16 protein-coding genes and 3 pseudogenes are annotated in these 20819 nt (G+C 60.3%); 8 read left to right on the top strand and 11 right to left on the bottom strand.

What is annotated here, in order from left to right:
- Positions 1-106 precede the first annotated feature (106 nt).
- A complete protein-coding gene (locus tag AB4Z48_RS33540) occupies positions 107-1402 on the top strand; it encodes an MFS transporter (RefSeq protein ID WP_441622039.1) in 1296 nt (431 codons plus the stop codon).
- 14 nt (positions 1403-1416) lie between these two features.
- On the opposite strand, the gene AB4Z48_RS33535 is transcribed toward AB4Z48_RS33540, so the two are convergent.
- Positions 1417-2373 carry a LysR family transcriptional regulator gene (locus tag AB4Z48_RS33535; protein WP_441622037.1) on the bottom strand — a complete coding sequence of 319 codons (957 nt, stop codon included), beginning with the start codon at positions 2371-2373 and terminating at the stop codon, positions 1417-1419.
- 51 nt (positions 2374-2424) lie between these two features.
- On the opposite strand from AB4Z48_RS33535, the gene glaH reads away from it, so the two are divergent.
- Positions 2425-3354 (top strand): glutarate dioxygenase GlaH, encoded by a 930-nt coding sequence (gene glaH, locus AB4Z48_RS33530; RefSeq protein WP_441622035.1) that lies wholly within the window; start codon positions 2425-2427, stop codon positions 3352-3354.
- A gap of 66 nt (positions 3355-3420) precedes the next feature.
- Entirely contained in the window at positions 3421-4659 is a 1239-nt protein-coding gene (locus AB4Z48_RS33525) for an alpha-hydroxy acid oxidase (protein WP_441622033.1), read from the top strand.
- Between the two features lie 437 nt (positions 4660-5096).
- Here the strand turns inward: AB4Z48_RS33525 and AB4Z48_RS33520 are convergent, their stop codons facing one another.
- Positions 5097-5219: a hypothetical protein gene (locus tag AB4Z48_RS33520; RefSeq protein WP_441622031.1), complete on the bottom strand. Its 123-nt coding sequence runs from the start codon at positions 5217-5219 to the stop codon at positions 5097-5099.
- An 8-nt stretch (positions 5220-5227) separates the two neighbouring features.
- Positions 5228-5626 (bottom strand): sulfatase-like hydrolase/transferase, encoded by a 399-nt coding sequence (locus AB4Z48_RS33515; RefSeq protein WP_441622029.1) that lies wholly within the window; start codon positions 5624-5626, stop codon positions 5228-5230.
- 385 nt (positions 5627-6011) lie between these two features.
- Here AB4Z48_RS33515 and AB4Z48_RS33510 point away from each other — a divergent pair, with 385 nt between their 5' ends.
- Together AB4Z48_RS33510 and AB4Z48_RS33505 are read left to right on the top strand one after the other, a co-directional pair.
- A complete protein-coding gene (locus tag AB4Z48_RS33510; RefSeq protein WP_441622027.1) occupies positions 6012-6380 on the top strand; it encodes a VOC family protein in 369 nt (122 codons plus the stop codon).
- Between the two features lie 103 nt (positions 6381-6483).
- Positions 6484-6773: pseudogene (locus tag AB4Z48_RS33505) on the top strand (DsbA family oxidoreductase); the annotation flags it as partial.
- 120 nt (positions 6774-6893) lie between these two features.
- Here the strand turns inward: AB4Z48_RS33505 and AB4Z48_RS33500 are convergent.
- Positions 6894-7463 (bottom strand): RBBP9/YdeN family alpha/beta hydrolase, encoded by a 570-nt coding sequence (locus AB4Z48_RS33500; RefSeq protein ID WP_441622025.1) that lies wholly within the window; start codon positions 7461-7463, stop codon positions 6894-6896.
- A 314-nt stretch (positions 7464-7777) separates the two neighbouring features.
- Between AB4Z48_RS33500 and AB4Z48_RS33495 the strand changes: the two are divergent.
- A pseudogene (locus AB4Z48_RS33495) lies at positions 7778-8068 on the top strand (SDR family NAD(P)-dependent oxidoreductase); the annotation flags it as partial.
- Positions 8069-8251: 183 nt separating this feature from the next.
- Here AB4Z48_RS33495 and AB4Z48_RS33490 read toward each other — a convergent pair.
- The 4 genes from AB4Z48_RS33490 to AB4Z48_RS33475 form a co-directional block, all read right to left on the bottom strand.
- Positions 8252-9412, bottom strand: coding sequence for a porin (locus AB4Z48_RS33490; RefSeq protein ID WP_441622023.1), 1161 nt, complete (start codon positions 9410-9412; stop codon positions 8252-8254).
- A 228-nt stretch (positions 9413-9640) separates the two neighbouring features.
- Positions 9641-10633, bottom strand: a complete 993-nt coding sequence (locus AB4Z48_RS33485) for a Bug family tripartite tricarboxylate transporter substrate binding protein (protein ID WP_441622021.1) — start codon at positions 10631-10633, stop codon at positions 9641-9643.
- 166 nt (positions 10634-10799) lie between these two features.
- Complete coding sequence (locus tag AB4Z48_RS33480; protein ID WP_441622098.1) at positions 10800-11867, bottom strand: 3-keto-5-aminohexanoate cleavage protein; 1068 nt, start codon at positions 11865-11867, stop codon at positions 10800-10802.
- Positions 11868-11944: 77 nt separating this feature from the next.
- Positions 11945-12925 carry a quinone oxidoreductase family protein gene (locus AB4Z48_RS33475; protein WP_441622019.1) on the bottom strand — a complete coding sequence of 327 codons (981 nt, stop codon included), beginning with the start codon at positions 12923-12925 and terminating at the stop codon, positions 11945-11947.
- Between the two features lie 523 nt (positions 12926-13448).
- On the opposite strand from AB4Z48_RS33475, the gene AB4Z48_RS33470 reads away from it, so the two are divergent.
- Both AB4Z48_RS33470 and AB4Z48_RS33465 read left to right on the top strand, forming a co-directional pair.
- Positions 13449-13829: a hypothetical protein gene (locus AB4Z48_RS33470; protein WP_441622017.1), complete on the top strand. Its 381-nt coding sequence runs from the start codon at positions 13449-13451 to the stop codon at positions 13827-13829.
- A 247-nt stretch (positions 13830-14076) separates the two neighbouring features.
- Positions 14077-15588, top strand: coding sequence for an ATP-binding protein (locus tag AB4Z48_RS33465; protein WP_441622015.1), 1512 nt, complete (start codon positions 14077-14079; stop codon positions 15586-15588).
- Positions 15589-15722: 134 nt separating this feature from the next.
- On the opposite strand, the gene AB4Z48_RS33460 is transcribed toward AB4Z48_RS33465, so the two are convergent.
- The 3 genes and pseudogenes from AB4Z48_RS33460 to AB4Z48_RS33450 form a co-directional block, all read right to left on the bottom strand.
- A complete protein-coding gene (locus tag AB4Z48_RS33460) occupies positions 15723-19412 on the bottom strand; it encodes an SNF2-related protein (protein ID WP_441622013.1) in 3690 nt (1229 codons plus the stop codon).
- Between the two features lie 26 nt (positions 19413-19438).
- Positions 19439-20059: a DUF6880 family protein gene (locus AB4Z48_RS33455; protein ID WP_441622011.1), complete on the bottom strand. Its 621-nt coding sequence runs from the start codon at positions 20057-20059 to the stop codon at positions 19439-19441.
- Between the two features lie 212 nt (positions 20060-20271).
- Positions 20272-20511, bottom strand: a pseudogene (locus AB4Z48_RS33450) (calcium-binding protein); the annotation flags it as partial.
- Between the last annotated feature and the right edge of the window lie 308 nt (positions 20512-20819).

Raw genomic sequence — 20819 nt, 5'->3', positions numbered from 1 at the left:
TCAGCGGATGACTGTCATAAATGGCCAAGTTCAAGGCGTGCAAGGTAAAGCGGGAAGTAGCGCCGGGCTAGATGATCCGACGCTAGAGGTCCTGAGGAGACAGAAATTGAACGTGTCTACGAGTAACGCGATGCCGGCTGAGCCGGCTGCGGCCACCACTGGTGCCCGACCCTACGCGTGGGTGGTCTTTGCATTGATGTTTTGCCTGCTACTGTCTGACTACATGTCGCGGCAGGCGATCAATGCCTTGTTTCCACTCTTGAAATTGCAGTGGCAGATTTCCGATACCCAGCTCGGTTCGATTAGTAGCGTGGTGCCGTTGACGGTCGGCGTGCTGACCCTCCCATTTTCCATCATCGCGGACCGCTGGGGGCGCGTCAAAAGCATTGCACTGATGGTGGCGGTGTGGAGTGTTGCCACGCTCGGGTGCGCCATCGCCAGCACCTACCACGAGATGCTCGTCGCACGCTTGTTCGTTGGTGTCGGCGAGGCTGCCTACGGAAGTGTCGGATTCGCTATGCTCATGAGCATCTTCCCCAGGCACATGCGGTCTACCATTGCCGGCGGCTTCACGTCTGCCGCAGCGTTTGGGTCCGTACTCGGTGTTTCGCTTTCCGGCATCATCGCGACGCACTTTGGCTGGCGATGGTCGATGGGCCTGATGGCGATCCTTGGCTTTGCGCTGGTGATCATTTATTACTTCGTGGTCACCGAGAAAAAACTCGCAAGTGCGCAACCGGACAATGCAAACGGAACCGCGGTGCACGGGCATGTGAAACTGACACCGCGCGCTTATTTCTCTGGCCTGTTCCCGTCCCGGTCTGTCTTTTGTGCCTACCTCGGCTGCGCCCTGCAGATCTTCGTTCAAGGCACGCTGTTCGTGTGGCTGCCCAGCTACCTGAATCGCTACTGGGGCATGCCTGTCAGCGAAGCGGCCACACTGGCGGCCGGCCTTGTCCTTGTCAGCGGCCTGGGCCAACTCATATGCGGTGTGATGACCGATCGGATCAGCGGGGATTCGTCGCTCAAGAGGTGGAACATGGCCATTGGTTACTGCCTCGTGTTAGGCACTCTGCTGGCGATCGCATTCCGTTTGCCACAGGGTAATCTGCAACTCGCGCTCCTTGCGCCCGGGGTGTTCTTCCTTGCCAGCTCGTTCGGCACCTGTAGCGCGATCATTGCCGGGGCCACGCCGCCAGCCATTCACGGCTCGGCATTTGCCACTCTGACGCTGTTTAACAATATATTGGGCCTCGCAGCAGGCCCCTTTATCACCGGTATGGTAGCGGACGCGGTTGGTCTTCAAGTTGCCTTGCGCTGGCTACCGTTCGCGGCAATTCTGCCCTTCACCGTGTTCCTCATCGGCAGATGGTGTTACGTCGCGGAAGCGCGACACGGCTGAGCGCGCTGCCGAGTCTACGAAGCACGGCCATTGAGAGCCTCAGTTCCGAGTTGCACAAAGGCTCGTACCGCCGGGGATATTTCCCGGCGCCTATGCGCCAGCGCCAGATGCACTGAGAATTTGAAGTCGGCGATCTGAGTGTAGAAGATGCCTGGCTGGGAGAAATTCTGCATCGACTCAGGCACGATGGCCACGCCGTATCCCGCGGACGCGAGGCAGATTGCGGAGATGAAATCCTGGACACGATATTCCAGATGAGGCGTGAAGCCTCCGGCTTTTCCCAGGGCGGATAGGGCATCGCCGAAGCCTTCCTCGTCCGTAAACTGAGGGACGATGAACGATTGATCCGCTAGCGCCCGCGCTGAGACTGTCCCTCGCCTTGCAAGAGGATGGCTTGCTGTCATTGCAGCCAGCAGACGTTCAGTCTGTACGACCTTCGTGATAACGCCAGCCGGATAGAGTCGCCTGGGCCTGACAATGCCCACATCGATCTGGCCATCGCTGAGCGCTTCGAGCTGCCTTGGCGTTTCCATTGGCACGACTTCGATCCGGACCATCTCATGCGCTTTCCGAAACTCGCTCAGCATCATGGACAACAGGCCGCTGCTTGCGCCAGATGCCACATAGCCCACACGGATGACGCCAGCCAGCCCTCGGGCAGCCAGGCGCCCCACCTGGTCGGCCCGCTCAATGTGCCGCAACGCAGCAACAGCCTCGGCATGGAACAGGTGCCCCGCGTCGGTAAGTGACACCGGCTTCCTTTTGTTGCGGTTCAAGAGCGTGACGCCCAAATCTTGTTCAAGGCGCTGGATTTGGGTGCTGAGCCCTGATTGTGCGACACCTAAACGATCTGCCGCCTTCGCAAAGTGAAGCTCTTCCGCCACGGCGACGAAGCACTGCAACTGGCGAACGTCGATCATCGTTTTAATCTCAATTGCGGAACAAAGATTACTGCTTTCTATCTGGATCATATCAAAGATTCCAGATGAAATAGCACCCTACAACATCCCGGAGAGCTACCAATGAATGCCCCGCTTCCTGCGTCAGTGCTTGCCAGCAATGACGAGTCCCGCTTCCAAGTGTCTGCCCACCCAGATCACCATCGCATCCTGCATGTGACCGTTGAGCGCGATGCCGTTCTTGGGTTCCTGCATGACGCACGCAAGGTCGATGTTCAAAATCTCGAGTATGTTCCCTTCATGCGCTACGGGCTCGCGGACCTGATCGCGAAGCATATCGGCGAAGACTTCGCTACAACCATCAACGGCATTGTGAAGGATCGGCAGCACGGTGGCTTTACGGTAGGCCTCCAGGGGCTGACGACGGACGCCGACGATTTCGTTCGCTTCGGCACTGCCATTGGGCACCTCTTGGGCCCCGGCAACCACGATGCGATGTCGGGCACTTACTATGCTCGCTTCGTGGTCAAGCACACGGACGATAGCGACTCCTATTTGCGCCAAGCCTATCGACTCTTCACGATGCACACCGATGGCACCTTCGTTACCGAAGCGACGGACTGGCTGTTGATGATGAAGTTCGCAGAACAGAATGCAACTGGCGGGGAGTCCCGATTCTTGCATCTGGACGATTGGGAAGACTGTGGCAGGTTTGTCAGTCACCGTCTCGGGACGCAGCCGTTCCTCTACAAGGCGCCGGGATCCAAGAATGTCAGCGATAGGGTCGAGCGCCCGCTCTTCTTCCAGAACGAGTTCGGCTTGTCGATGTCCTTCATCGATCAGTTCGTACAGCCTCGCAATCGCGAGGAGGCTGCATTTCTCAACGACCTGTCGACTTCCATGGAGGCTTCACCGGGAACAAGGGAAGTGTCGCTGCCCGTCGGCGACCTGGTTGTCTTGAACAACTATTTCTACCTCCACGGGCGCGCGCCGTTCGAGAAAAATGCGGCGCTGTTCCGCGAGCTGATGCGCCAGCGAGGCACGTTCGCCTGATTATCAATGTGATCCGGCGTGGCTGATAGTGATAGCGGTTGGGCCTGATAGACACTTCAAATCAAGATGACATCTCTAACAGAAGTTGCAGAAAGCCAAGCCGTTCCGAGCGCTGGAATACCTGCCAAGCCTGCCTATGGCGCCAACCGTCAGATTCATCGACGACTACGACCGATCCTCTCGCTTGCCGATTTTGAAGTCGCGGCAAGGAAAAGCCTACCGCGTCCTATCTTTGGCTACATTGCCGGCGCCGCGGAGGATGCAAAGTCGCTCACCGCCAACCGGTCGGCATTCGACGAGGTCAGGTTTCGCCCCAAGGTCCTGGTCGACGTCTCAGGACGATCGCAAGCGACCGAGATCTTCGGGCAGCGTTACGCGTCTCCGTTTGGAATAGCGCCCGTCGGAATCAGCGCGATTGCCGCTTACCGTGGCGATGTGGTGCTGGCGCAAGCTGCGCGCGAAGAGCAGATACCCGCAATCATGAGCGGCACGTCCCTGATTCCGATGGAGGACGTTCACGCTGCCGCACCAGGCACGTGGTTCCAGGCGTACCTGCCGGGCGATGCCATGCGTCGGGACGCGCTTATTGAGCGGATTTGCGCGGCAGGGTTCGGCACGCTGGTCCTGACGGTGGATATTCCCGTCTGGGCCAACCGGGAGAACAACGTTCGTACTGGTTTCTCGCTGCCCTTGCGGCCATCCGTCCGCCTGGCATTCGACGGCGTGTCCCGGCCACGCTGGCTGGCGGGAACGTTCGCCAGAACGCTCCTCTCGAGCGGAATGCCGCATTTTGAGAACTCCTTTGCCACGCGCGGCGCACCGATCTTGTCGGCTTCGGCGATTCGCGACACAACAGGCCGTGATCACCTGAACTGGACGGACATCGAACGCATCCGGCAAAGATGGCGCGGCAATCTGGTCATCAAGGGAATTTTGCACAAATCCGACGCAGAACGCGCCGTGGTTTTGGGCGCCGACGGCATCATCGTCTCGAATCACGGCGGGCGCCAACTGGACGGTGCCGTGGAGCCGCTTGCCGTATTGCCAGAAATCTGTGAAAGCGTCGCGCACAAGACAACCGTCATGATGGACAGCGGAATCCGGCGAGGCGGTGATGTTTTGAAAGCACTGGCACTGGGGGCCCGCTTTGTCTTCCTGGGGCGGCCCTTTATCTACGCTGCGTCCGTTGGTGGATCGGAGGGCGTTCGCCACGCCATTACTCTTTTGCGCGACGAGGTTGATCGAGATATGGCTATGCTTGGGGCGAACACTCTCGCTGACGTGAACAGTTCCGTTATTGTCTAGTCCGATGCACCATTGAAACCCCACCGGGCGGAATCGCTCCGGTCGGTAGGACGGAATGCCATGACTTCAGCACAAGCCATATATCTCGATCCACCGGCCGGCTTCGAACACATCGTCATCGGCAAGGCCGCCATCTCCCCGCCGGGACCGGGCGAGACCTCGTGCTCTTCGCGATACCCCTGCGCCGATCCCATTCGGAAAGTCCCGCCCAGAAGGCGGACCATGCCGGCCCGGTTCGGATGGCCAGCGCTGCCGGGCCCGAAGCCTTCCGGTACACCGCAATAACTCTCGCACAGGCTGTCGGTCTGGGCCAGGCGAGCGGTGTACAGCACCGAAGGTGCCGCCCCCCGTCGCAACCGTCGGTGCGACGCTGACGCCTGCGCCCTGCACCCTGCACCGCCAGGACCAGCAGGACGGTCACGCTCGCCCTGGGAGCGCTACTTGTCCAACCCACGAATATCCTCGTAGTAGGACGTGCCATTGCTATAGCCCTTGCGCTGTGCCAGCCCGTCGAACTCCGCCACGCCGTTTGCCTTTCGGTAGTCCTCGTAGGCGGCCATCAGCTCCTTCAGCTTGTCCGGCCGGCTACCCGCCAGGTCATGCAGTTCCGAGCGGTCGACCGAAAGGTCGTACAGCTCCCAGCGGTCCTTGCCCCACGGAGCATGGCATATCCGCGGTTGAAGCCACGGGCCCTGACCCCGTGCTCGTCCTTGACGCCGAGGTGCCATTCTCCGGTCATATAGGTGCGATAACCAGCGTCCTTCAGCAGTTGCGGGAACGACAATGCCTTCTCGTTGAGGTATCCCTCATAACCCGTCCGGCTGCGTTGCAGGCCCGCTAGGCGGTCCAGGTTCGGCGTGGCAATTTCCCCGCCCAAGGCTTCGATATCGGAATACCCGAGATCGTCGGCGACGATCAGCAGGATATTGGGGCGGGTTGCCCTGTCTGTGCCGCCCGGGGGCAGCACCGAGCACGAGCGCGCCCGCAAGCCTCAGGAACTTGTGTTTCATGTCTCCACCATTGTCCGGACCGGGCGCTTCGCGGCATCTGCGGTCGCTGCCCGCACCGTCGGTCTTGTGTACGGCGTCTGGTCGCCAGGATGCGCGCCGCTTTGCCTGCCGCATGTCTTGTATTGTGCTTTTTCTGGAATATGCCGCGGGGGATCGCGGGCTTGGCGAAAAAAGTATGGACTGCGGCTGTTCAGACGTCGAGGACCGATGACGTCTCAATCAATACCTGTGAAATGTGGCTACCATGTACCCTGCCAGGGGGCGCGGTAACGGTTGGTATCCGCACCGCGCAGGCTGGCACGTTGGTCCCTTGCAGATACCCCCCAATTCGGAGATTGCGACATGGCCATCCAGCTTAATCACACCATCGTCTTTTCCCGCGACAAGAAGGAGTCCGCCGACTTCCTCTCCGAGATCCTGGGACGTCCCGCCGCGGTGCCGTTCGGGCCGTTTCTTGCTGTACGGCTGGACAACGATGTCACCCTGGACTTCATGGACGCGGAAGGCGACGTTGCCCTGCAACACTATGCCTTCCTGATCAGCGACGCCGAATTCGAGCAAAGCTTCGCCCGCATCCGGGCGCGCAATCTAATGTACTGGGCGGATCCCTACCGCCGCCGCCCCGGCGAGGTCAGCACGGAGGATGGCTGTCGCCGAATCTATTTCGAGGATCCGAGCAAGCATTTTCTGGAAATCTTCACGAAGGGATAAGGCGCATGCGCGTCGACAGGAAGACGCGCAACGACCACGGGTTTCGGCATCCCGCACTCAAAGCGATATAAGGTCTCGTCGGCGAGAGACGCCCCATGTGTGCAAGGAGGCGCTGCTGAAGGCATATCACGGCGATGGCAAGGACCCCAGTAATCATGAGATGCTGCTGGAATCGGCCCAATCGGTGGGGCTCGATGCCACTCAAGGGCGACGCGTGCTGGAGAGCGGCGAGTATGCGGACGCGGTGCGCGCCGAAGTGGCGGAATTCCAGGCGATGGGTATCCATCCGTTCCATCGATCATCTTCGACAACCGCTATCTGGTCTCGGGCGGCCAGTCGGCCGAGGCCTTTGCACAGATCATCCGCGACGTGCTGGCGAAGTGGCCTGGCTGACGGCAGCCTGAATTCCGGCATCGGTCCGGTCGGGCACTGGATGGCCTGATTCGGCGCAGCCTTTGTCAACACAACGGCATCGCCGAATATTGGCTACCACCGACGCCGTCGCGCTTGCCCTCAGAGTTCCTGAACGAGTTGCTCCGCCAGTGGCCACGTTCCATAGCCATCCGCCGGTCCAAGATGCCCGACTTCACCGCCGTCGACGAACCGACTGCCCCAGGAGTGCGCCAGCTCGCCGACTCGTTCGAACTTCCCGAGCGGATCATTGCGGCTCGCGACCACGATGCTTGGGAATTTCAGATGGCGCCGCGGAATTGGGGTCCAGCCCTCGTCTGCCAGCGTCTGCGGATCGCTGTATCCGGGCGGCAACGGGCTGCCATAGTCGGTCGGGGCGGCGAGCAATACGCCTTGCACAGTGCACTCCGTCTCCTGTGCCCAGTGAACGGTGATCAGGCAGCCCACACTATGAGCAACGAGGATGACCGGCCCCGAGATGTTGCTGACGACACGCTCCAGGTTCGCTACCCTGGCACGGCGCAACCTCTTGTCCTGATCAATCTGGGGCACGATGCGCACTGCTCGTCCCTGCTGCTGCAAACGCTCTGCCAGCAGCGACTGCCAGTGCTCTGGTATGTGATCGCGAAAGCCGGGAACAATCACAACCGTTGGCTGATTTTCGGATGCCATGAAACTGGAACTCCTCGTTTGGTTTGAAGACGCCTCAGTACAGCCCTGCATATAGAGAGACCAAGTAGTTCTGCCGGCCCGGCTTCGAATCAGTACGGGATATCACCTACGATGCCGGCTTCTCGGGGACGAGTATCTGGCGTTGCGGGCTTCCATGCATATTCGGTCAGGACATTGACTTTCCAATTCACGACATTCCGCGCGCAACTACGGCAAGCGACCCCAATGTTTCGTAGCATGGCGAAGTCCCACCAAGCAGTACATTCCCGACCAAAGAGCGAAGGACAACGCTTCACCCATCCAAGGAAATATTCATGACTTATCCTGTTGTCTTGGTTACCGGTGCAACCGCTGGTATCGGCCGCGCGACGGCGCTTGCCTTCGCAGCCAAAGGCGCGCGACTGGTGTGCTCCGGGCGGAACGCCGCTGCCGGAGCGGCCCTCCTCTCGGAACTCCGGCAGATGGATGCGGAAGCAGACTTCGTGGCGGCCGACATCAGCAGTGAAGACGATGTTATCCGTCTTGTCCGGCATGCCATCGAGCGCTTTGGATGCCTCGACATCGCTGTGAACAGTGCAGGAACGGAAGGAACACCGGGATCCCTTCACGTGAACGGTGGGAAGACCGCCGCGTAGACTGCCTTTTTACTTGCAGTATCAAAAAGGGCAAAGGTTCCACAGGGGTTTCCTGTGGAACCTTTGAAACCGGGAATGCCGCGGAAAGTGCCGACTTGGCAGGAGATCGGCATTCCCGGTGGAGCTTATGTAGATTGGCCTTGATAGCCGCCCTCAGAACACGTGGCGGATACCCACCGCGGCGCCAAACATCGAGCTTTGGCCATTGGACAGCGCGTAGTTGTTGACCGTAAGACTGGTTGCGTAGTTGCTCGCGGCCGATTCCATCGCCAGGCCAGCGTTCTTTGAATAGGCCATGGTCAGATAGATATCCGTACGCTTCGAGAACGCGTAGTCGGCAATCAGGGCAATCTGCCAGGGATTGGCAATGTGCGTGTTGCCGCCGAGGCTCTTCACGTTCTGATAGTCATACTCGAGCGTGAAGTCGAGTGCGGGAGACAGCCGGTACTGACCGCCTATCCAATAGAAATCGTCGCGCATGGTCAGGGTACCGTTCTGGTCCTTGTTCTGGCCCCAGCGATAGCCGCCCATTACCTTCGCCGTGCCATTGATGGCGTAGCTGCCCATGACTGCGGCTTTTCTGAAGGTACCGCTGCCAGTGCCGATCGTCGGATTCCACTGGTCATAGGCAACGCCTATGCCGAAAGGCCCGGAGATATAGCTCAACCCCGCCCCATAGGCGGAGTCGCGGCGAAACTGCCCGGGAACTTCACCGTTGCCACCGGCGGCCGGAACATTTGGGGCGACTTGCGGCAGCGTCGTCCCTACGCCAAACGACATGTTGGCCTGTGCCGTAAGGCCGCCGAACACGCCGACGTACTTCACCGCATTGTCCTCGCGGAAGTTCGCTCCGGTGACCACGCCGATCGGCTCGTACTGGGTGGCATATCGGGCAGGGATAAAGTTGGCCAGCGTAGAAAACAGCGACTGATATTGTCGGCCGAATGTGAGCTGCCCATATTCCGAGCTAAGGCCAACAAAGGCCTGGCGACCAAACAGGCGGCCGCCTTGCTGGGACGTGCCGGTATCGAGATTGAAGCCGCTTTCCAGAACGAAAATGGACTTCATCCCGCCGCCCAGGTCCTCCGTGCCGCGAAGACCCCAACGCGAGCCGGAGTACCCACCGGAGTCCTCGCGGACAACACTATGGCCGGCGCCCGACTTGAAACCGTTGGCGGCCGACGGCACAGCGGCGCCGACGCGATTGACGTACTCGACGTTGACGTCTGCCACACCGTACAAGGTCACGCCGGATTGCGCACTCGCTGCCCCACACGCACTAACGGCGGCCAAGGCAAGAATCTTTCTTTTCACCAGAACTCCTCCACGTTCATTGTTATCGTCTCCAACCTTGTGGCGCGCGGATGCCACGAGGTCAAAGCGTTGCCAGGCGACGAATTGAGATTCGATTTCCCCCTTTACGCAAAACAGCCGCGCATATGCAGGGACGAGCGCGGCCCCTCCCCCTTCGGGTGAGCAATTGCGCTTCGTCCTGTTTTAAAGCTTGAATTTGCTGCGGCTCTACGGGGGGGAATCAGGGCACTAATCGATCTGGATCCCCGCATCGGTAGCGATCTTCGACCAGAGCTGGAGATCGTTGCTGACCATCTCGCGGAACTGCTCCGGAGTCTTCGCAGGTGGCGGCCCAAAGTTCATGGCTTTCATCGTGGCTGCGAGATCAGGAGATTTCTGGACCTTATTGATTTCCTCAGCCAGCCTCTTCAGGATCGCCGGGTTGGTTCCCGAGGGTGCGAAGACGCCGAACCAGCCCACCGCATCGAACTTGTAGCCCTGTTCACCCATGGTCTTGACGTCGGGCAGCTGCGGTGCGCGCGCATTGCCTGCGATGGCGATGGCGCGGACCTTACCGGAACGCAGGAAGGGAATGGGCGCGCCCGGATCGGTCCAGCCGATTTTCACGACACCTGAAGCAAGGTCGGTCAACAATTGATTCGAAGTCCGATATGGAACGTGATCGGTCTTCATGCCGGTCTGCTTCTTGAGCCATTCCATCGTCAGCTGCCCGGAAGACCCCGTGGACCAGGTGGCGTAGCCGTATTTTTCCGGGTTTACCTTCACGAACTGGATCAGCTCCGGCAGGTTGTGAACCGGCAGATCATTGCTCACCAGCAGCACCACCCCGCCCTCCGCGGTCTCGGCGATCGGCACAAGGCTCTTCTTCGGATCGTAGGGGATGGTCTTCAGCACGGCCGGGGCGATGACCATGTTCGATGCCGTGGTGTAAAGCAGCGTGTACCCGTCGGACGCTGCCTTGACAACGACGTTTGTTCCGACGACCCCACTGCCGCCCGGCCGGTTGTCAACGACGACCGGTTGCTTCAAGGACACCGACAGGCGTTGCGCCAGCAGGCGTGCCAGAGAATCGGTTCCTGATCCTGCGGATGACGCTACGACCATCTGAATCGGGCGCGCGGGCCAGGCATCCTCCGCCCGCACCGGCGCGGATGCGTACAACGCCGCAAGCGCTGCCGTGCCCAGCGTGGCAGCAAGCAGCTTTTGCATTCGAAATGTCATTGTCACCCTCCATATAATTTTTCTGTTGGCGATCGCTCTAGCTGCGCTCGTTCCGGATGCATCGCTCTGGCAGCACAGGAACGCCAACCGCAAGGGCGACGCAGCCCCAAGCGGCACGAGCAACGCCGACGCGAAGCACAGCGCAAGAAGGCCGCGTGAACCGTTGTCAGGCCGACTGATTTTCTTGCTTGCGCAGGAATCCCTGGTGGCCACCATTACGATTGGGCGAGAAGCCATTGGCCTGGAGCGTTTCTTCCACGGTGTCGTAGAACACGCCAAGCTTCAGGATCTCTCGCGTCTGCTCCGCCGTCGCGATGGGGCGACCGAATTCGCGGGCAATACGCACCAGTTGCTTGATCTGCTCGACCGAACTCATCTTCCCCGTGCGGGTCTGGTTCCAGAGCACATCCTCGATGCCGCATCGCACGTGCAGGCCCAGGGCCATGCCGATCATGTTGATGGGCAGCACATTGAGCACCGAGCTTTCCACCGTGACCACGGCGCCATCGGGTACCGCACGCAGCATGTTGGTCAGGTTGTAGATGTTCGCCTGGTCCATGCCACCACTGATCGCCACCCAGTTCATCACCAGCGGGCCCTTGTAGACGCCGCGGCGAATCATGCGTTCGATCGTTTCAAAGCTGTTGATGTTGTAGACCTGAAACTCGCTCTGGATGCCGGCGGCCGTGAGGCGTCGGATGTGTTCCTCGGCCCAGCTCGGATTCGAGGGCACGATCATGTCCTTGTACGTGTCGTAGAGATGCGGGAATCCGCGCGACACGCCCTTGAAGTCATCCAGGCCGGCATGCTCGGTCACGTTCATCTGCGTCGTGTTGACTGTCACCGTCACCTGATCAGGCTTCGGATCGAGTTCGGCCAGCATATGCCGCGTGTCGTCGCTCAGCCATTTGGCGGCCTGGCCTTCTTCGGGCGCGAAGCTGATGGAGCCTCCAACCTGGATCACCATGTCGGGCACGGCGGCGCGCACCCCGGCGATCAATTCGTTGAACATGGACAAACGCTTGCTCCCCTTGCCATCGGCTTCACGGACATGCAGATGCAGCACCCGGGCACCGGCTTCGTAGCAATCCACCGCCTTCTGGATCTGTTCCTCCATGGTGACAGGGATATCCTCCGGGAAGTCCGCGGGAATCCAGCCCGGCGCATACGGAGCGGCCGTAATGATCAGCGGCTGCTGGTTCTCGGGATACAAGTGGCCGTCAAGGAAGTTCATGATGATGGGTCTCCAGGGTGAATCGTAAAAATTGAGAATGTCGAACCAGATGAGAGCGTTTCCGGGGCGGGAAACCGTCAAATCACAAAGATGGAAGAACCCGTGGTCTTTCGAGCCTCGAGGTCCCGGTGTGCCTGCACGGCGTCTTCCAGCGCATAGCGCTGATTGATCTCGATGCGGATGCGGCCTGCCGCTACATGGCCGAACAATTCATCGACCAGTTCCGCCTTCTCAACAGGATCGGCGATATAGTCGGCCAGGCCGGGACGCGTCAGGTATGCCGAGCCTTTGCGGGCCAGAATTGCCGGATCGAACCCGGTGACCGGGCCGGAGGCGAACCCCACGCACACCAGCAGGCCGCGGCGCTTGAGGGAGTCCAACGAGGCCATGAAGGTGTCCTTGCCCACGCTGTCGAAAACCACGGACACGCCCACGCCATCCGTCAGTTCCCGCACGCGCTTGGCCACGTCCTCATGGCTGTAGTTGATCGTGTAATCGCAGCCATGGGCGCGCGCCACTTCGGCCTTGGCATCGGTAGACACCGTTCCGATCACGGTCAGACCCAGCAGCTTTGCCCATTGCGAAATGATCAGGCCGACACCACCCGCTGCGGCATGCAGCAGAATGGTGTCACCCGCCTTGAACGGGTAGATCCGGCGCATCAGGTAGGAGGCTGACAAGCCCCGCATGGTCATCGCCGCGGCGACTTCGCAAGTGATTGCCTCCGGCAGCTTGATCAGCGGCGCGGCGGAGATCAGCCGCTCCGTGCTGTACGCGCCCAGCGTGTTGGCGAAGCCCGTATAGGTCACGCGGTCGCCGACCGCCAGATGGGTGACGCCGGCCCCGACGGCCTCGATCACGCCGGCGGCTTCGTTGCCGATTCCGCTGGGAAGCGGAACCTGATAAGTGCCGCTGCGGAAGTAGGTGTCAGCAAAGTTCAGTCCTGCGGCCACGTGACGGACGCGGACCTCTCCCGGCCCCGGCTCGCCAACCGTGGCGTCTTCAAAACGAAGGACCTCCGGCCCGCCTGTTTCGTAAATCCTAACGACTTTCGCCATGTGGTCTCCTGCCTTCCTCGAATATGAAGATGCACCTGTGGCTTGCCGATTGAGCTCGCCTGAGGGGCTACCTGTGTGTCGAATCATCAGGCCGGGCCCAGCTTTCCGCTTTCCCGCATGCGTCATGTGCTTTCCTTTTTCTGACAAGGATCTGCGGGGGGGCTCTCAGGTTGGCGTCGGCAGCGCAAGGGTGTAGTCGCGAACTGGCGCGACATGCCGCGGGTGGACCTCGGGGAGGGTGAACTTGCGCCAGGCCTAGAAGCGAGGGATGCGGCTGAGTTCGGTGGCTCACGAAAGCCGGCCACTTGTCTGGCAGATGCTGCCCGCGACCGCCGAGCTGTTTGTCGGACTCGCCCGTTACCGGCACGCGTATGTGCTGCCGCCGACGCCCGGCGAAGAGCGCCCCCGCTGCTTCCGGCGATCGGCGGGGAAAGGGCCTTGATTCGCCGCAACAAAGCAGCCGCCTACGCTGTTTGCACCACCATCAACTTCCGAAACGCAAGAAGAAGCGATCGACTTCAGTGTGCTCGCGGACCGGCCCTTTCTGGTCGCGATGCTGGTTGTCGTACTGGTCGCCGGAAAATTGCTAGCCTTGATGTTCCTGGCCGGCAAGATCAACCTGCCGCGCGAACAGCGCATCTATTTCGCGATCCTCCCTTTCGCAAGGAGGCGAATTCGCCTTCGTCGTGACCGCCGCGGCACAGGCCGCGCGCTTGCTCGACAGCGAGCAGTTGTCCATCCTGGGACTGTCAATCGACAGTCGCCCGAACGCACTACGGAAGACCAGGTGATGGTGACCCTTGCAAGCCAACTGCGCACTGCACGTGGGGCAAACGCTGATCCGGGCAACCGCTTCGGCAACCTGTGCCGCGACCATCGTGCGCTGCAGCCGACTCAGCAATGATTTCGCTTCCTCCAGATGCAGGCCTATAAGCCGAGGGGTTCGTGGATATGTGAAGCAAAAAGCGCTTATTTGGACTGTTCAAGATAAGATACATTTTTGTAACTTATACGGGATATCCAAATCTACACGTCCCCGGCGCTATTCCGCTTGACGTAGGGAACGGGCTTTTCCGCAGCAAGCCGTCTTCCCACCTAGCTTTGCGGTCAACCATCACTTAAGATACATAAATGTAACTTAAGCAGAGAATATGACCTCCTGGGAATTCTACGGACGAATGAGGACGCTGGAGACTCTGGACCGGATTGTCCATGGCCCAAACTGGTTCTTCTGCCGCATCCAAGGCCGACGACGCATTGGCAAGACGACCCTGCTGCGTGAGCTATCCAAGAGCGAACCGTCGTTACTCGCTCGGATGGTCTACATGCAGATACCAGACTCAGACGAGCGAGATGTGGCGGCTGGGTTCCGCCGGGCGCTGGAAGACTGCGAATCCGAGATCGCAAATGCACTGGCCCCGCAAGTCACTGACTTCGCCTCGATGGCCGGCGTGATCGGCCTTCTATGCCGCCGCGGCTTGATCGTCGTGTTGGACGAATTCCAGTATTTCACGGAGGGGAGGCTCTACGCCTTCAACTCATTCCTGCAGGAGCAAGTGGACCGGCTGCGCGATACGCAAGGGGGCGGGCTGTTTGTCCTTGGCTCCCTGCAGTCGGAAATGAGCGCGCTCCTCGACGACAAGGGTGCGCCGCTCTTTGGGCGGCTCACTGCGACTATCGATCTGCAGCACTGGGATTTCGAGGACTTGATCGAGGTGTACCGCGCACACGATATCCGCGACCCGCACCATTGGCTCACGCTCTGGGGCTTCTTCGAAGGCGTTCCCAAGTTCTACCGGGACGCGTATGACCAGGGCCTATTTCAGGTGGACGCCCGGTTTCAGGAAGCCTTGCTCGAGCGGATGTTCCTTCGCGAAGGCAGCCCTCTGGCCGAAGAGGCAGACACATCCTTCCTCCGTGAGGTGAAGGGCAGACTGCTCTCTGTCCTAAACTTCCTCTCGGAACATCCGGGCTCGAGCCACGGGCAACTGGTCGGCACACTGCTGCGGGATGAAGACGAAGCGTCGTTGAAGGTCACAATCAAACGCTTGGTCGAGAATTACCATATGGTCGACAAGCGCCACCCGGTGTTCTCGGAGAGCAAGAGCCGCAATTCCCGCTATTACATCACCGACAACTTTCTGCAGGTGTGGCTGTCGGTCGTGAAGCCGGCGCGGGACGCTTCTCGCATGCGCCCGCTATCGAAGGCGATCGATCTGACACTCCCTCGGCTGCACGGACACGAGGGATACGCATTCGAGAAGCTGATTCGTCAGTTGCACGTAGAGTGTTCGCGAAAGGGCGTGGGCGATTTCTCGCTGACCTCCATCGAACTGGGCTACTGGAATCGGCCGCGAGACGAACAGAACGCGATCGAGATCGACATCGTCGCACTCGACGAGGACGCGCGGCGTATTCGCTTCGGCTCGTGTAAGCGCAGTGCAAGCAAGCACACCCTGTCCTCGCTTTCCGAATTTGAGCAACAAATCGAGCGGTTCATGTCGACAAAGGAAGGGCGCCGGGTGAAAGGGTGGACTTCGACCAAGGCGCTGTTCTCGCCAGCCTTTTCTGACGAAGAGGCTCGGGCGTTGACGGCCGCCGGCTACCAGTGCCTGGACTTGCCGGCGTACGTCAGGATGCTTACGTCTCCGCGGTCAGTGTGATACTCGGGCCAGCCCGCAGAGCGCTGTGGCGAGCGTTGCACTGCTACGTGCGCGTGGCGGTGGAGCGGAGGTGGTCAGGACCGCCAACATCAAAGCCGAATAGTCTTTGCTGCATGACGTGGGGCGACATCCTTTCAGCGCTCTCCCAGGCTAAACAGCGTCTTGAGCTCGTCCCGGCTAAGATTACCGATCCACTGTTCGCCCGTGCCTACTGCCAAGTCGGCCAGTTCCCGCTTGGCGAAAATCATGTCATTGATACGCTCTTCAAACGTAGCGCGAGTGATGAATCGGTGGACCTGAACGTTGCGCTGTTGGCCAATGCGATAGACTCGGTCGGTTGCCTGCGCTTCCACCGCTGGATTCCACCATAGATCGTAATGGATGACGTTGGAGGCCGCGGTCAGATTTAGCCCTGTCCCGCCGGCTTTAAGTGACAGAATAAATACACGCTCGGTACGGTCGTTTTGAAATCGCTCGACCATAGCATCTCGTTTGGTTCGCACGACACCCCCGTGCAGAAATAGCGGATCGCGGCCATATCGCTGTCGCAGCCAACTGCAGAGCAGGGTTCCCATCTCGCGGAACTGGGTGAATACCAGCACCTTTTCGTGGCTGGCGTGGATATCGTCGATGAGCTCGAAAAAACGCTCCGCTTTGCCAGACGCCGCCGCGTCGGCCTGTCCCTGTTTCAAATATTGCGCCGGATGGTTACAGATCTGCTTCAATGCCAGAATCATCTGCAGCACCAGGCCTTGGCGCTTGAAGGTGTCGGATTCCCCTGAGATGACTCGCAATCCCTCCTGTACCACCGATTGATACAGCGCCGTCTGGGCCTTGGTCAGCGTGCAGTATTGATCCTGCTCGATCTTGTCGGGCAGATCGCTGATGACGGCCTTGTCGGCTTTCAGGCGTCGCAGCAGGAAGGGGGCCGTGACCCGCTTGAAGCGCTGCACGACATGCTGATCGCGCTGGATCTGAATCGGCATCGCATATTCCCGCGCGAATTGATTGAGGCTTCCCAGATAGCCCCGGTTCGCAAAGTCCAGGATGCTCCAGTACTCGGACAAGCGGTTCTCCACCGGCGTCCCACTCATGGCAATAAAGCTGCTGGCCGCGATCGCTTTCACGGCCTTGGTCTGGGCGGCAGCCGGGTTCTTGATGTTCTGGGCCTCATCCACTACGACGACGCGCCATGCCAAGGCATGGAGGGTAGCAGCAGCCGTACGCGCGATACCGTAGGTCGTCAGCAGGACATCAGGCCGACTCACCGCGAGCTCACGCTTGCTGCCGTGGAAGATGCCAACGCTCAGGTTGGGGGCGAAACGCCCAATTTCCTTCTGCCAATTGGTCAACAAACTGGTAGGCACGATGACCAGGGCCTTGGCGTCGTCAAGCGCGCCATCCTCCTTGAGCTTTTGCAGCGTAGCGATGACCTGCAGTGTTTTGCCCAACCCCATGTCATCGGCGATCACGCTGCCCAAACCGATTCGCGCGTTGCGATAAAGCCAGGCATAACCCCGCTGCTGGTAAGGGCGTAGGGTGGCGTTGATACCACGAGGCAACGGGACCGTGCCCGCTTCCACCAAATCTTGAATGATCTTGCGGGCCTTGGCATCCAGGCCAACGGTCGTGCCGGCGAGTTCGCCTGCGAGGGCCACGCGCAACAGTTCAGCGCCCGAAGGTGCCAATGGCTTAAGCAGTTGGGCACGCAGGCGCTCGATCTCTTTGGGATCCAGATAGACGTACGCCCCTTTGAAACGTACAACGCCTGCGGCATCCTTCACCAACCTTTCAAACTCGGCGCGCGTAATGAGATGGTTACCGACGGCCACTTTCCAGTCGAAGGCAAGAACATCGTCGGCGCGAAAAAATCCCGCAGTATCGGTCGCCGTACCCTTGATCTGCATGGACAGGCGAGGTCGCAGTAGATGGTTGAGCGCCTTCGGTAGCAGCGCGCGAATCCCGAGCAAGCGGATTACCGGCAGCGTATCAAACAGCAAGGCCGGCAGCTCATCCGCAGCAATCTTGACGGGGGTCTTGGCGCCAGCACTGATATAGGCATTGAGCGGTTGGAAAAACTCGGCCAGTAGCGCGATTGTCTGCAGAATGCCAAAACGGCCCTTCGACCAGGCCTCATCGGTCAGAATCGCTGCCAGTGGTACTGGTTTCTCCAGCGCTGCCGAACGATGCTCGATCGCGAGTGCCAGCCCGAAATGGCCCGCTTTTGCCTCCTCGAGGCATAGCACCGGTACATGTTCTCGGCGCGCCAGATGGTATCGGGATAGCCAGGTGTGAATGCCGGCGGCGATTTCCCCTTCACCGGGACCGTCGTAGCGGGCTCGGCCGGTGCAGAAGAACAAGGCCATCGTCTTATTCCCGAGGGGCTTTTCGCTGGCGCCATCCGCCCATGCGTGAATGAAGTGATTCAGAAACAGAGAACAGAGGAACGTTGCCTGGGCCTCCTGGGTGAGGACGGCACGCTTCCTTCCCTTCCCGGTCTTGACCAGGCCAGCTGGCAACGCAGTGGCAAGTCGCTGCATGACGGTCGCCACGAAACCATCGAGCGTGGCTGGGAGCCAGCGCAGCAAGACAGTGTCGGTATCCTCCAAGAGGATTTGCGGGATCACCGCGCCATGCGCGATCAACTGCAGTGCCGTCAAGCGCACTTGGAACAGCGCGGCGACCTCGGGCTGCACGTCTGGCAGATTGCTCACATCTACGTGAGCCAGTGCTGCTTCCAGTGCTTCGATGGTGGTGATGTCCTTCGTGCCGAACACCGACGGGTGCAATCTTGCGTCCAGTTCAATCCCCGGCCGGTCATCACCGGAGAACGTGAGGCGCTGCGCGTCGACGGCACCGGCGCGGGAATCCATGGCTTGTCGCGCGGCCTTTCTCGAACGTGCCAGAAGACGCCGCAACGTCTCGCGAAAATCTCCATTGGGAAAGAAAGTGGGGCGCGCCGGCAGCACCTGTAGCAGTGGATCGGACAGGTCCGGAATCCCGGAGAAATCCAGCTGATCAAGCGCAGCAAGATCCCCCGCATCAGCCAGGGCCTCTGAAGCTGTCGGCAGCAACTCGGTCAACGTGGGGAGGACAGCCCCAGCTGCCGGCGCCAAATGGATGTCGCGCGACTTCAAGGCTTGCGCCAGGTCGACACCCCGCAATGAAAACACCAGGAACGGATTGCCGTCGATTTCCCGGCTCAGGAGGTAAATCACCGCCGCCAAGTGCTTGCAAGGCACGGCCCAATCGGGGCAGGAGCATTGCATATCGAGGTCCTTCCACCGGGCAGGGAAGACGGAAATCCCAAGATTGCGTGCGTGGTCCAGCACCGACGGATCCAGTTCCCGGTTGAGCATCCGGGCGATCAGGGTGGGCTCGGCGGCGATGGCGTCCAGAAGCCGTGCGGAATCCTTGGCGGAAAGCGGCGGTACCGTGATCGTCACCTGGTAGGGACGTGGCCGGGAGCCCTGTATCTGGGCGTGGATCGTCCCGGCCCTGACGACAAGATCCTTGACCGCTCCTTTGTTCGCGTAGGTCCGCCCGCGCGGCAGACGATTGTCGTAGTCGATGTGTGTCAGGGCATTGAGCCATTGCTCGCCCCACCACGTTCTACCGAAGGACTGTCGCACCACTGGCCGGGCCTCCTTCAATGCTCGGTGGATTTTCCGATCTGAGGGGAATCCGCTATCCAAATCAGTGCCATTCCCCGGCGCCGGATCAAAGCGCCCCGCTGCCTCCAGTTCCTCCATCGGCAGCCCGTACTCGGCCATCTGGGCCTGGATCCAGCGAATCGCGTTCGCCCGCTGATTTCTTTCTGTCATTGCTACCGTCGTCGCTGTCGTTGCCGTCATCCGGGGGGCAGCAGGTGCCCTCTGTTCTTTGTCCTGCTCATGCGCTTGAGCAAGGCCGTCAATTGGCCGGGGTAGGCTGGCGCCCACGGCTCAGCTGATGCAATCGCCCCGATCAGCGCACGGTACTCTCCATATTGATCGGCATTGAGCGCGGCGACAACTTTCGTGGCGAATAGTGCAGGGTCGACGCCTGCGTGGGCACTCACCTTGACCAGATCGGAGCAGGCCTCGTCAAAGATACCACTGACTTCCCATCCCTCTTCGGTCGTGCGTTCATAGACCGTTCCGGCCAGCGCGAAGAATTCCCACATCAGGTCGGGTGCGCGATCGGGGGCAGCTCCGGCAATAGAGGAGGCGATGGCCACCCGGATGGCATCGAGCTCCGCTGCCAATTCGCTGAGCTGTTCCGCGTCGAGAAACGACGTTTGCGCGCCGAGTTCACTGATCCATTCGCGGACGGCAGCGACCATGTTCTCGCCGTGGGGGGCGGCCAGCTCAAATCGCAAGCGACGCCGTAGACGGGGATGCGTCCTGGCCAACTCGGCCAGCACCGTCCCCTGGCGCTCCGGTTTGATCGTCGCCACGGCTTTGACATCAATTTCATCGTCGATCGACAACAACTCCCTCCCTCAAAATTCCCCGGATGCAACCGAGCACACCGGACACGCGCGACGGCCGTTGCTGCGTGAGATCGAGGCACGAGGTAAGCAAGCTCCGTCCGCGACAGCGCAATGGCTCTCTGGATTCCGAATGCGTAACCTTGATCGCGCCAGTAGTGCCAGTCCGCGACCGCAACGCGCGTCGGCTTGTCGCCGTTCACCGGATCGATCTGGGCTAGGGGCGCCACCACGTCGCATTCGCCCCACCGAACCTAGGCAAAAATGCCGACCCGGCGGAGATCTTCATGAGCGAGTCCGGTGACCAAGACGTGTTCGCCGATGGGCAGCGGCGAGGAGTCCATCGCCTTGCGAACACTGGCTTTGAATGGAAACGAGAACTCTTCTTCCAGGTAGCAGTACCACGATAGCGCACGCTCCTCCTCGGTAGACGCGTCGACGACGATTTCCATCTCGATGCGATGCTCACGTTGCGCGTTGAGCTTTAGCTTGGCCATGATGTCGTTCGATAACCGCCTGCGCGCGAGGCGCGTTCCAACTCGGCCCCGAATTCGGTATACAACTCCGCCAACTGGCGGTCAGGCCGCTTGCGCCAGCGCCTTGTGCCCTGCAACTCTTCAACATAGCCGCGGGTGCTTTCCATCTTGCGCCTGCCGAGAACTCAGCCCACAGCGGTCTCTAGCGCAGCTTCGTATTGCCCCAGGCAAGCCATGCCATTCATCCGTGAGCGCTGCAGTAGCGTCCGTTGCGCTCGCGCTCG

The organism is Cupriavidus sp. 2TAF22, assembly GCF_052115045.1.
Classification (GTDB): Bacteria; Pseudomonadota; Gammaproteobacteria; order Burkholderiales; family Burkholderiaceae; genus Cupriavidus.
The sequence above is the reverse complement of the archived record's forward strand: the minus strand, read 5'-3'. Positions and strand labels throughout refer to the sequence as shown.

What these genes read in the sequence shown, in the direction of transcription:
- AB4Z48_RS33525 (WP_441622033.1), top strand. Translation starts at nt 3,421, where the DNA reads ATGACATCTCTAACAGAAGTTGCAGAAAGCCAAGCCGTTCCGAGCGCT.
- AB4Z48_RS33465 (WP_441622015.1), top strand. Translation starts at nt 14,077, where the DNA reads ATGACCTCCTGGGAATTCTACGGACGAATGAGGACGCTGGAGACTCTG.
- AB4Z48_RS33520 (WP_441622031.1), bottom strand. Translation starts at nt 5,219, where the DNA reads ATGGCCGCCTACGAGGACTACCGAAAGGCAAACGGCGTGGCGGAGTTC.
- AB4Z48_RS33500 (WP_441622025.1), bottom strand. Translation starts at nt 7,463, where the DNA reads ATGGCATCCGAAAATCAGCCAACGGTTGTGATTGTTCCCGGCTTTCGC.
- AB4Z48_RS33460 (WP_441622013.1), bottom strand. Translation starts at nt 19,412, where the DNA reads ATGACAGAAAGAAATCAGCGGGCGAACGCGATTCGCTGGATCCAGGCC.
- AB4Z48_RS33480 (WP_441622098.1), bottom strand. Translation starts at nt 11,867, where the DNA reads ATGAACTTCCTTGACGGCCACTTGTATCCCGAGAACCAGCAGCCGCTG.
- AB4Z48_RS33510 (WP_441622027.1), top strand. Translation starts at nt 6,012, where the DNA reads ATGGCCATCCAGCTTAATCACACCATCGTCTTTTCCCGCGACAAGAAG.
- AB4Z48_RS33475 (WP_441622019.1), bottom strand. Translation starts at nt 12,925, where the DNA reads ATGGCGAAAGTCGTTAGGATTTACGAAACAGGCGGGCCGGAGGTCCTT.
- AB4Z48_RS33485 (WP_441622021.1), bottom strand. Translation starts at nt 10,633, where the DNA reads ATGACATTTCGAATGCAAAAGCTGCTTGCTGCCACGCTGGGCACGGCA.
- glaH (WP_441622035.1), top strand. Translation starts at nt 2,425, where the DNA reads ATGAATGCCCCGCTTCCTGCGTCAGTGCTTGCCAGCAATGACGAGTCC.
- AB4Z48_RS33535 (WP_441622037.1), bottom strand. Translation starts at nt 2,373, where the DNA reads ATGATCCAGATAGAAAGCAGTAATCTTTGTTCCGCAATTGAGATTAAA.